The following is a 10896-nucleotide window of genomic DNA, read 5'->3' as shown; positions in this document are numbered from 1 at the left end:
ATACTATTGTTTCTAGTTCTTTTATTTTTTTATGTTTGATTACACTAAGATTGAATTAGTAGTATGTTTGCATTTTAAGTTTAGAAATGGAAGATTACCTTATTGGAATAGGAAAGAGAATCAAGGAAATAAGAAAAGGAGGAGGCAAGACCATTAACGACATTGCCGGCCGGGCCGGAGTGACCGGGGGGCTTATTTCCAGAATTGAGAATGGTCGAACCATACCTTCGTTACCCGTTCTGCTTAAGATAATATCCTCTTTAGAAATTGAGGTAACGGACTTTTTCAACGGGATGCCCCAAGTGAACGGAGCTAATTTTATGGTATCTAGAAAAGAGGATTACACGATTATTGAAAAAGAAGATGAGGCGGTTGGCTTTACATACTCCTATGTTTTTGGAAAACAAATTTCTTCTTTAGGATTTGAAAGTGTGTTACTCGAGGTTGCCCCGGGATCAAAAAGGGATAAAGTAACTACGGATGCCTACGAGTTTAAATATATATTAAGTGGCGAATGCTACTATGAAATTGGAGAAGAAGAAGTATTGCTGAAAGAAGGAGATGCTATTTTCTTTGATGGACGTATTCCGCATGTTCCCATTAATCGGGGAAATGTTCCTTCCAAAATGTTAGTGATGTACTTCTTTATTTAACCCATGAAAAATGGCGGATATTTACAAAAGAACATCCGCCATTTTTAAAAATAAACCGACAATTTTTAACTTTTCTTGACCAATTCCTTAAGGTGCGTCAATGATTCTAAAACATAGGTTGGATTTGCGGAGTCTAACTGAGCCTTGGTGTGGGCGCCTGTGGTGACTCCAACTGTTACGCCACATTTCGCATTTTTACCTTCTTCAATATCTATAATGGAATCACCAGCTTTTAAAACCTTGGAAGCTTCTATAACATCTAGTTGCTTCATGGCTTCCAAAATCATATCCGGTGCAGGTCTTCCGTTTTTGGCATCGTCTGCGGTGACCAATACATCATATTGTTCACCTTGTTTCCAGTTCATTTTCTCCAATAACAAGCTAGCTATTTTTCTGTTGTAGCCCGTGTTAAATGCTACTTGAATTCCATTTTTCTTTAAGAATAGTAGAGTTTCTTCAACGCCTTCAAAAGTGCCTACCTGTAGATTCTCGTATGCCTGGTCCAACATCACCTTGAAATCCTCAAATATGGGTTTGCTAGGTTCTTCTTCAAACTTATCAATAGCTTTAAGGGTGTCCTTTATAGCTTGGTGTTTCTCCTTGCCGGCTCCGTGTTCCAATACGAAATCTAGGCTAAGGTCATACCCCTTTTTGTTGATTGCTTTTTGCAATGTTTTATAAACTACGTTGTCTTCGTTAACTACGGTGCCCGCCATATCAAATACGGCCAAATCTATATTATGCATGTTCTAGATTAAATATTGAATTTATATTGTTTTTGGCAAAACCTGCGCTCCCGGTCATACCCTTTCCGCCTATGCCTGTTACAATGTGGATATCTTCGTCAATGGTTTTTTGAAAAATATCAGTGCTTTTACATTGGGAATACATCCCAAACCAGCGGTTTTGAATTTCATAGGTAGGTAAGTCAAAAATCTTTTTAGCTTCGTTAAGAATAAAATGGTCAATATCCATGTTTAGGTCAAAACCTAGATGTTCCATCTGTGCAGCACTTGCATATTCATGGGAGTCGCCTATGATTACGGAACCGTCATCCGCTTGTTTAAAAAGAATATGTACTCCCCATTGTTTCTCCAGTGAATTAGGGTTTTCCTTTGCTTTGATTGAGCTAAATGAAGGACATTCCGTAAAGGATTCATACCGTCTAATGGAAAGGCCTGTTAAAACGGAACTAGGCAGGGTATAGTTTGTTTGTGATTTGGTCTGCATCATTTGTAATTTGGAGACGATTAAATCACTTTCTTCAAAATAAGAGGGGTATAGTATTTTAAAATCACTTCCGTTACAGATAATCACTTTTTTGGAGGAAAACTGTTTGTTTTTAGAAGTGGTAAGCTGCACCCCGCTACGCAAGGCATCACAGTCCATTACGGTTTCACCCATATAAATATCTAGCCCCTTGTTTCTAAGGTATTCGTGCAATTTTAGAATCATTGTTCTAGGCTCTACCTTCACTTCTTTCGGGAAAAAGAGCCCAGCTTTCACATAATCCTTTTTAAGACCCGGATAGTTATCCAAACACTGCTTGGCGGTAAGTAATTCTGATGTATAGGAATTGGATTTGTTAATGGAGTTTAGTTCTTCCAATAATTGAACTTCCTCCGCATTGGAAGCGATATAAATACTGCCTTCCTCTCTTACGGTAATATCAAATTTCTTTTGAATGTCTTTGTAAATGGCTAGGCTCTCACGGCCAAAATTTTGCCATTTTGTATTCATACCGGATGGAACAACCTGCCCGAAGTTACGTACCGTGGCACCTTGAGGTTGTATGTCCTTTTCTATAAGAGCTACTTTTAAGCCCTTATTTACGGCATGATAGGCGTGAAATGTACCCAAAACACCGCCTCCAATGACTATGAGATCATACGAGTGGTTCATATGCAGATAAATTTTTATTGTCAGTTTGTGGTTGGTCTTCCTTTCTTTTGTTCTTAAAGTAGTACAGGGAGAATAGGGTGGCTACCAATCCTATAATGGAAATGATATAACTTCCTTGCACAAAGAATTGAAGGGATGAAAGGGCTCCTTGTCCAAAGTTTTTATATAACAATACCGCCATGCTTCCTAAATATCCAAAGGCATCCGCTATATAGATGAGGAAACCTGCATTGCCTTTGATTTGAAAGGTGGCAATCATACGATCAAAAAACAGGCAATTAAAAGGTACATAGCAGATATAAAGACCTAGGCCCACCAAAATCATCCAAAGTACAGGGCCTGAAATCCCAAATTGAAATAATAAAGTGCTTATTCCGATACTTAAGGAACCCATTAATAAAAGGTAATGGTAAGACACAAACGCCTTAAAATTGTTCTTGATGAAGGCAAAGAGACCTATGGAAACCAGCACTAGTATTGCAATGGGTATTTCGGCAAGGGTATACACAGATATATTTCCTTCAAAACCCACTGCATCCCAAATTTCACGTGAAAAATTATCTCTAAAATCACGCATAGCCGTTAGACAGACATAGAAAAAGACAAGAATAAGAATAGGAAAAAGAAACTTGGAGACAACATTTCTTCTGTCTTTTTTGGTCATGGGAACCCGTTCTTCCCGTAATTTCTTATCCTCAGTCGTTGGTTGAGGAATCCTGTCCAACATATATGAAAAGCCCGCAAACGGCAGTAAAAAAATGGCACCGGTTACCGCAGGCATGGCAAATTGGGATATGTTAAAATTTTCCATAACCAATAAGCCAACCGATTTAACAACCCCACTGGAAACTATAAAACTTGAACAAAGAATAACTCCAAGTATTTCGGTAAACTTTCTTCCTTCCAAATACGAAAACACAACTCCCCAAATCATACCCAATGATAATCCGTTCAAAAACATGAACAAGATATTATATGGATTGGGCAATAGACCAAAACCAACCAGGCTAAGCTCGGCCAAAATAATCATGATAAGTAAGTAGGGAAGTCTACTTTTGGGTTGAAGCTCCGATATCATTTTTATTCCTATGAACTTAGAAAGCATATACCCCAGAACTTGGGAGATGATCAATACAATTTTATAATCCACTCCCAAGAAGGAAAGATTCTCAAAGGTGGCCACCGTAAAGGGTTTTCTAAAGGCATACATACAAAAGTAGGTGCCAAAAGAGGCTAATGATCCATATAGGATGAAATTGATATTTTTTTGGTTGATTTTCAACTTCTATTATTTACAAATAGTAAATATTAAAATGCAATATTCGAAATAAATTTACAAATAGTAAATATTATAACGTTAAGAAATACTTATGCGCTATTTAAGTTAAAGTGAATTTAGGAATATATACCTGAAAGAAAATAGAAATAGGGAAAGAGATAAGCTATAAAAAAAACAAAGGGACATTTCAAGTAAACTTGAATGTCCCTGGGGGAACATTATTATAGACTACTTTCCTAACCCTATACCATAGCCTATAATTGTTCGGGTCTCCTTCAATCCAAAAAAAGTCAACCAATCACTACTAAAAATCCAAACTGTCTAAGTAAAGGGGGAACTTTACTTTATTCTTTTTTAGCGCTGTTTTTCCCGGGATGTACAGATTCGCTTATTATTTAGCTTTAAAACATGGTTAGTGTCAGTATAGCTTAATACTATATTTTCTAAAGCTTTGTAAAAGTAGGGGGAGGAGTACAAAACAAAGAATCTGAAAGCACAAGTTTCAAAATGTCGATGAAAGGTAGCATAAAATCGACAAAAAACATAATTATAAAGAAAATTCCTACATTTATTAATATTGCTTTCTATTTTAGAAGCTTGTAGATATTTGAAAGCAATTCCTTATCGTCAAAAGGTTTGGAAAGTACAACGTTCATTCCAGCTTTTTTGTAAGCTTTAATTTGAGCTTTATAGGAATTGGCCGTAATACCTATAATGGGAATGGATTTAATATTCTTAAATGGAAAGCCTCGTATAACTTTGGCTAATTGATCACCTGTAATGTTTGGAAGGTTTACATCCATTAATATAATATCGTAACTTTTGTTTACAATTTCTTGCATTACCAAGGCACCATCGCTAACAAGGTCTATAAAAAAATCTCCTGCGTCTATTAGAGTCTTTAATAGACTGGTCTGAACTCCTTCATTATCTTCCACTAACAATACCCTATACTTTTTCTGTTTTTGGACTACTTCGTTCTTCGACTTTTTATCGGGAGTTTCATTATTGGGGTCGTGAAGTGGAAACTGCAGATTAACGTCAAAGAAGAAATGTGAACCTTTTCCTGAGGTTGATTCAATTTGAATTCTAGAGTCCATGAGACTGAGTAGTCCTTTTACAATTGAAAGACCTAAACCAACACCTTCCGTATTTCCAAGCTGTTCGAAGCTTTCTAGAACTGTTTCCAATTTTTCCTCCGGAATGCCAATTCCGGTATCCTTTACTCCAAAACGTAAATTAACCTTGTTGGCCCTTCTTTGATTTTGAATCGCATATAAAATTATTTTACCGTTAGGGGTATATTTTATGGCATTATCACATAGGTTGGTAAGTATTTGCAATAGCCTTAGGCGATCACCTTCAATATATTCAGGAATGCTTTCATCTGCCGTAATGGTAAAAATCAATCCTCTTTCCTTTGCCCTTGTGTTATACGTGAGCTTTAGGAATTCGATTAATTGTTTAAAATTGAAAACGGTAGGATTTAGGGCAAGTTTCCCTTTGGAAATCATGGCAAGACTCAAAATATCCTCCAACATAAGTTTAAGGTTGGAAGTAGAGTCTTTTAATACGGTTAGGATATTGCTCTGTTCCTCATCAAGTTGACTTCTCTGGAGTATGTTGGTGAGAGCTATGATATTGGTAAGAGGGTTTCTTAATTCATGGCTAAAGTTCTGTATAAATTCATTTTTAAAGCGCTCCCTTTCTTCTAAATCATGATTTTTTAAGAGAATAAGTTCAGAATCAATTATGGATTCGTTTCTTGCTTGTGCAATGGATTGATAGGATATGTAATGTTCTGTAAGGTTTTCTATGGCAATGAGAAATTGTCCGTTTTGTTTTATAATTTCAATATCGACGGTCAATTCTTCTGTAGAATTACCTAACTGAACACAGTGAAACACAGTCTTTTCCCGATTAGGGCCCATAATATCGGAAATGCTGAAAAAGAACGGGTGAATTTCTCCAAGAGCTGTCCCTTTCTCAGTTCTAAACAAGTTTTGGTCACTATCAATTACCGAGCCCTCTAAATCCGTGAGGATAAATTGAAATTTGTTGTTTTTATAGTACTCCCTAAATTCCTTAAGCATTGATAGCTAGCATTTTTGCCAATTCTTCAAATAGGTGATTTACTTTATGTCCCGTTTTGGCACTCGTTATATAATCGTATGATATATTTTTTTCCGATAAGACTTGATCTAGCTCTTTTGCGTCTACCAAATCAGATTTATTTCCTACAATTTTCACCGGTACTTCATTGGTTTTTTCTTTTAAGGAAATTAAGTCTTTCCCCAAATTTTGAAACGTGGTTGGTCTGGATACATCAAAAACGAAGATAATTCCATGGGAACCCAAGAGATAGGATTCCCTAATTTGTGAAATATCATCAGTTCCTTCTAAATCCCATAGAATAAGGGTTACACTCTCATCTATAGAGAACTCAATGGTTTTTTTAGTGATGTGTACGCCAATGGAAACCTTATAGTTATCAGAAAAGCTATCCTCAACAAAACGACGGATTAAAGAAGTCTTGCCTACTCCAAAATGGCCTAGAACAACTACTTTCTTAGAGATCTGCATGACCAAAATTTTGAGCTAATTGTTGGTTGATTCTTTCTGTATTCAAAGTGTGATAATCTTCTTTTTTAGTTAGGTTTTCAAAGAAATCGAATATGAGGTCCTGAACCTTATCCTTTGCTTGTGTAGTGTAATTTCCGGAAAGCACAACGGCTATATAAAATCGATTAAAGCTCTGAAGATGAATGTGGTATAGTTCATAATCTATAAGTTCCAGATTTTGGTCTTTTCTTCCAAATGCATCCTCAACAAAACTTTTAATGGCGGTTAACATACCAGAAATCATGTCCTCATCTATGGTTTCGGTAACGGAATAACTGGCTTTTAAAATTCCGGAATCCTTTTCGATCAACAACACTTGTTCAATGTTTGAAGCAGCGAGTTCATCAATAATTTCCTTTTTTGTAGAGGAACTGTTGAACCATGATTTTATTCGGTTTTTAAAACTGAGTTGCTTATTGATTTTCTCAGAAAGTAATTTGATTTCATGGGCTATATATTTTTTGATCATTTTGCCCAAAATTGGAAATAGTGCCTCTACCACCTCATCTTTATTTTTTTTGATTTCGGTTTTAAGGGCGGCCGTAATGGTTGGTCCCAGAGTAGTGGGGATGCTGGTTTTGAATTCCTCCAATTGTTCTAAAATGATAGGGTCAACCTTGTGTGAAAATTTTTGTCTATCGTTGAGTGTACTCTCTAGGTTTTCCAATCTGTGGGCAATCTTTTCAATATACACACTGTCCTCTGCGAAAAGAATATCCTTTAAAATCTGAATTTTTTCGTTTTCGTTCATCAGTGCTTTATTGCCCAAAATCAACTGGTTTTATGCTTAAGGGGAATCTTAGTTTGGGTAGGTGTTTAGGTAAAAAGCCAATTATTTTTCGCTTACTTTTTCTCCTAAATCAATCAATAATTTACCTAGTAGCTTTTTGTCAACTTTTTCGGTATCTAGAGATTCAATTTTATCCTCCATTTTATCCTCTAGCTCTGTAATTCTAATATTTACATCGGTTGCTACATTGTCTATGGCTGTTTTTAGGTCTTGCCTTACCTCCTCAATAAGTTCTTCTAAAATTCTTTTTTTGTCAAGAATGTCTTTCTTAAGGGTTTCGAACTCAGAATCGTAGGTCTTTATATTTTCACCAAAAATGAGGTTTTTGATGATTTCAATCTTGGATGATGCCTCCTCTTCAGTGCCGTTAAGCTGTACCACCTTTTCGTTCTTACTCATGTTTATGTGTCTTTAGGGTATAGGGATTTCTTTGAAAAATCAATGCTAAAACGGGGGAGAGCTGTTCAAAGGAATGACCTCTATAAGCGTGACTCCCTTTGTTTTAAACTACTAATATAGCAAAATATTCCATGTAATTTTTATCTGTGAAAATACAGAAACCCTACCTTTCATAGGGGATTGAATTAGAGGATATTGAAAAGGTCAAAACGTAAAAAAAGATCGCTTACACGATGCTTGGTGGAAAAAAATGGAGTGGCGCCGCTGACCTTCCCGAATGCCTTCGGGACGCACCGTTCCCATAGATTTAGTTTAGGTGCATGCAATTTTCAAGCAAAATGTAGGTTGGATAATTCCGAAATAAAAAAAGCATCGCTTACACGATGCTTGGTGGAGAATACCGGAGTCGAACCGGTGACCTCTTGCCTGCCAGGCAAGCGCTCTAGCCAGCTGAGCTAATCCCCCGTTTTTGGATGTGCAAAGGAAATACATTTTCACAAAGTATCAAAATACTTTATGAGGTTATTTTTTGGCGCTTAATCCTTTTTAACACTTAGAACCAGTACTGGAATACGTGCTGAGAATTCTGATTTTCGGATTGTATTCTTTTCCCATAATTTCTTGAAAAATCCGCGTTTGCGCCTAAAAACACATAAAACATCCGGGTGCTGTGCCTGCATATGCTCCAATACACCTAGGTATGTGGTAGGTGCCTCGGTCAAGGTCAACTGTGAACTAATATCCATTAAAGCGGTATTTATTTGCAAGTCATCATCCGTATAGCCAGGTGTTTTTACCAATAACAAGTTCACTTTTGCACCAAATTTGTTTTTAATTTCAATCAGCGGATTTAAAATGCGCTTCCTTTTTAATATACCGGATTTAAATGCGGTTAGGATGTTTTCGAAAGGTTGGTAATCCATCCCTCGGGGTACAATTAAGGTAGGTATGTTGGTTCTTTTGATGATGCGGCCAGAAGTATTCCCTAAGAAAAGTTCTTCGTTAATTTCATTGCTTCGTGGGGCCATGATAATCAAATCGATACCCAGTTCTTTATTGATGTCGTTGAGTCCGTCAACAATGTCGCCATTGTATGAGGCAATTTGAATATCTACATTCTTGGCATCTACCTTTTCGATGATTTCCTTCAGACGCTCAATTCCGCTTTCTGCCACCTTTTCAGTTACGTTGGATAACCCTTTTCCTGCACCGACCGAAACACTAAAAACTTCCATCAGAAATATTTTTGAAGAAAATTCAGTCGCAAAATCAATAGCGTATTGCAGGGTTTGGTGGGCATCGGGTGAAGTGCCGATAGGCACAAGAATGTGTTTCATGGTTTATCTGTTTTAACCTTAAATTTACAATTTAATTGCAACCTACCTAATGAAATGATCCGACTAGCAAACAAATCTGATATTCCTGAAATCCTTGAAATGACCGGTGCCTGTGCCCAACACATGATTTCCAATGGAATCTACCAATGGAACGAGCACTATCCTTCTAAAAAGGCCTTTGAAATAGATTTGGATAGGGGCGAATTATATGTCTTGGAAATGGATGAAAAAATCATCGGTTCTATTGTTATTTCCACATTAATGGATGAGGAATATGTACCCGTAGAATGGCTCACACCCAATGAAAATAACGTTTACATCCATAGATTGGGTGTGCATCCTGAAGTTCAGGGAAAAGGATACGCCCAGCAAATGATGCAGTTTGCGGAAGAATATGCCCGTAACCAAAATTTTGTCTCAGTAAGACTTGATACCTTCAGCCAGAACAAGCGTAACCAACGATTTTATGAAAAGCGCGGATTTCAACGTTTGGGAGACATTTTTTTTCCAAAACAGAGCGAGCATCCTTTTCATTGTTATGAATTAGTGCTGTAAATTGCGCGCTTGAAAGCGAAAATCAACTTTAGAACCATCAATAAATTGGCAATTCCCGCTACGGTGGCAGGGATTGCGGAACCCCTTTTGTCCATTACCGATACCGCTATTGTGGGCAACATTCCTGTGGATGGGTTGGAGTCTTTGGCAGCGGCTGGAATCGTCGGTTCTTTTCTTTCGATGTTGATTTGGATTTTAGGTCAGACCCGTAGTGCCATTTCGGCCATTATTTCGCAATACTTGGGAGCCGGTAGGTTGGAAGAAGTAAAATCCTTGCCCGCCCAGGCCATCTATTTAAATATCGCCCTTAGCATTCTCATTTTACTTTCTACCATCTTTGTTGTGCGTGAAATATTTGAGCTTCTTAATGCTTCGGGTAAGATATTGGAATATTGTATTAGCTATTATTCCATAAGGGTTTGGGGCTTTCCGTTAACGCTCTTTGTTTTTGCTGTTATGGGCATTTTTAGGGGGCTTCAGAACACCTACTATCCCATGCTCATTGCCATAACAGGTGCTGTTTTAAATATTGGCCTCGATTTTTTGTTGGTCTACGGAGTTGAGGGGTATTTAGAACCTATGTATCTGAAGGGGGCTGCTTGGGCAAGTTTGATTGCCCAAGGCGTAATGGCCATTATGGCTTTTGTGCTGCTTTGGGTAAAAACGGATATTAGCTTAAAACTTCAGTTGCCGTTAAATAAAGAATTGGGCAGATTGGTAGTCATGAGCCTGAATCTGTTCGTTAGGGCTTTGGCCTTGAATACCGCATTGATTTTGGCCGTAAGGGAAGCTACAGATTTAGGCCCGCAGTACATTGGTGCGCATACCATCGCCATTAATATATGGTTGTTTTCGGCCTTTTTTATAGATGGATACGCTGCTGCAGGTAATATCATGGGAGGCAGGCTATTGGGTGCACGGGATTATGCGGGTTTGTTTACTTTGGCAAAAAGAATCATCAAATACGGATTGTTAATAAGCTTGGTTTTAATGCTTTTTGGATTTGTTTTTTACAAGCCGATCGGACTCCTATTCTCCAAGGAAACTTTGGTGTTGGAAACTTTTTATACCGTATTTTTCATCGTAATCCTTAGTTTGCCCATGAATACGGTGGCCTTTGTTTTTGATGGCTTGTTCAAAGGTTTGGGAGAAATGAAGTATTTGAGAAACACCCTGCTCGCCGCTACTTTTCTTGGTTTTGTACCTATTTTATTTGTCGGAAAGTATTTGGATTGGGGGCTCTACGGAATTTGGGCCGCTTTCACCCTTTGGATGGTTATTCGCGGGGGTGCTTTGGTTTGGGAGTTTAGAAGAAAGTTTCTTCCCCTCTTACAAAATGGTTAATTTTAATCCACTTTT

At 37.5% G+C, this 10896-nt stretch carries 11 protein-coding genes and 1 tRNA gene; 3 read left to right on the top strand and 9 right to left on the bottom strand.

All coding sequences use genetic code 11. The annotated features are described in order from the left end of the window. The first annotated feature begins 86 nt into the window (after window positions 1-86). Window positions 87-653 carry a helix-turn-helix domain-containing protein gene (locus tag BIZ36_RS05055; protein ID WP_187456776.1) on the top strand — a complete coding sequence of 189 codons (567 nt, stop codon included), beginning with the start codon at window positions 87-89 and terminating at the stop codon, window positions 651-653. A 65-nt stretch (window positions 654-718) separates the two neighbouring features. Here the strand turns inward: BIZ36_RS05055 and BIZ36_RS05050 are convergent, their stop codons facing one another. The 9 genes from BIZ36_RS05050 to BIZ36_RS05010 all read right to left on the bottom strand — a co-directional run bounded on the left by BIZ36_RS05050 (window position 719) and on the right by BIZ36_RS05010 (window position 8982). Next, window positions 719-1399, bottom strand: coding sequence for a phosphonatase-like hydrolase (locus BIZ36_RS05050; protein WP_187456775.1), 681 nt, complete (start codon window positions 1397-1399; stop codon window positions 719-721). After that, window positions 1392-2555: a TIGR03364 family FAD-dependent oxidoreductase gene (locus tag BIZ36_RS05045; protein ID WP_187456774.1), complete on the bottom strand. Its 1164-nt coding sequence runs from the start codon at window positions 2553-2555 to the stop codon at window positions 1392-1394. Before BIZ36_RS05045 ends, BIZ36_RS05050 begins: the two co-directional genes overlap by 8 nt. After that, window positions 2539-3837, bottom strand: coding sequence for a DUF5690 family protein (locus BIZ36_RS05040; RefSeq protein ID WP_187456773.1), 1299 nt, complete (start codon window positions 3835-3837; stop codon window positions 2539-2541). Before BIZ36_RS05040 ends, BIZ36_RS05045 begins: the two co-directional genes overlap by 17 nt. Window positions 3838-4418: 581 nt before the next feature. Beyond that, the gene (locus BIZ36_RS05035) at window positions 4419-5927 is read right to left on the bottom strand and encodes an ATP-binding response regulator (RefSeq protein WP_187456772.1); all 1509 of its coding nucleotides are present in this window, start codon (window positions 5925-5927) and stop codon (window positions 4419-4421) included. Then, complete coding sequence (locus BIZ36_RS05030; RefSeq protein ID WP_187456771.1) at window positions 5920-6417, bottom strand: Rab family GTPase; 498 nt, start codon at window positions 6415-6417, stop codon at window positions 5920-5922. Before BIZ36_RS05030 ends, BIZ36_RS05035 begins: the two co-directional genes overlap by 8 nt. Further along, window positions 6404-7225, bottom strand: coding sequence for a roadblock/LC7 domain-containing protein (locus BIZ36_RS05025; RefSeq protein WP_222937242.1), 822 nt, complete (start codon window positions 7223-7225; stop codon window positions 6404-6406). The genes BIZ36_RS05030 and BIZ36_RS05025 overlap by 14 nt, the downstream gene beginning before the upstream one ends. A gap of 63 nt (window positions 7226-7288) precedes the next feature. Beyond that, window positions 7289-7645 (bottom strand): fructose 1,6-bisphosphatase, encoded by a 357-nt coding sequence (locus tag BIZ36_RS05020; RefSeq protein ID WP_187456770.1) that lies wholly within the window; start codon window positions 7643-7645, stop codon window positions 7289-7291. A gap of 388 nt (window positions 7646-8033) precedes the next feature. Next, window positions 8034-8110, bottom strand: a tRNA-Ala gene (locus tag BIZ36_RS05015). A 71-nt stretch (window positions 8111-8181) separates the two neighbouring features. Continuing rightward, window positions 8182-8982 (bottom strand): universal stress protein, encoded by an 801-nt coding sequence (locus tag BIZ36_RS05010; protein WP_187456769.1) that lies wholly within the window; start codon window positions 8980-8982, stop codon window positions 8182-8184. A gap of 54 nt (window positions 8983-9036) precedes the next feature. Here BIZ36_RS05010 and BIZ36_RS05005 point away from each other — a divergent pair, with 54 nt between their 5' ends. After that, window positions 9037-9537: a GNAT family N-acetyltransferase gene (locus BIZ36_RS05005; RefSeq protein WP_187456768.1), complete on the top strand. Its 501-nt coding sequence runs from the start codon at window positions 9037-9039 to the stop codon at window positions 9535-9537. A 9-nt stretch (window positions 9538-9546) separates the two neighbouring features. Next, the gene (locus tag BIZ36_RS05000; protein ID WP_187456767.1) at window positions 9547-10881 is read left to right on the top strand and encodes an MATE family efflux transporter; all 1335 of its coding nucleotides are present in this window, start codon (window positions 9547-9549) and stop codon (window positions 10879-10881) included. Window positions 10882-10896 lie beyond the last annotated feature (15 nt).

It is taken from the genome of Cytophaga sp. FL35 (assembly GCF_014349235.1).
Taxonomy (GTDB): Bacteria; Bacteroidota; Bacteroidia; order Flavobacteriales; family Flavobacteriaceae; genus Euzebyella.
This window is presented reverse-complemented; position numbering and strand designations above follow the sequence as displayed.

What these genes read in the sequence shown, in the direction of transcription:
- BIZ36_RS05055 (WP_187456776.1), top strand. Translation starts at nt 87, where the DNA reads ATGGAAGATTACCTTATTGGAATAGGAAAGAGAATCAAGGAAATAAGA.
- BIZ36_RS05050 (WP_187456775.1), bottom strand. Translation starts at nt 1,399, where the DNA reads ATGCATAATATAGATTTGGCCGTATTTGATATGGCGGGCACCGTAGTT.
- BIZ36_RS05045 (WP_187456774.1), bottom strand. Translation starts at nt 2,555, where the DNA reads ATGAACCACTCGTATGATCTCATAGTCATTGGAGGCGGTGTTTTGGGT.
- BIZ36_RS05035 (WP_187456772.1), bottom strand. Translation starts at nt 5,927, where the DNA reads ATGCTTAAGGAATTTAGGGAGTACTATAAAAACAACAAATTTCAATTT.
- BIZ36_RS05030 (WP_187456771.1), bottom strand. Translation starts at nt 6,417, where the DNA reads ATGCAGATCTCTAAGAAAGTAGTTGTTCTAGGCCATTTTGGAGTAGGC.
- BIZ36_RS05020 (WP_187456770.1), bottom strand. Translation starts at nt 7,645, where the DNA reads ATGAGTAAGAACGAAAAGGTGGTACAGCTTAACGGCACTGAAGAGGAG.
- BIZ36_RS05010 (WP_187456769.1), bottom strand. Translation starts at nt 8,982, where the DNA reads ATGAAACACATTCTTGTGCCTATCGGCACTTCACCCGATGCCCACCAA.
- BIZ36_RS05005 (WP_187456768.1), top strand. Translation starts at nt 9,037, where the DNA reads ATGATCCGACTAGCAAACAAATCTGATATTCCTGAAATCCTTGAAATG.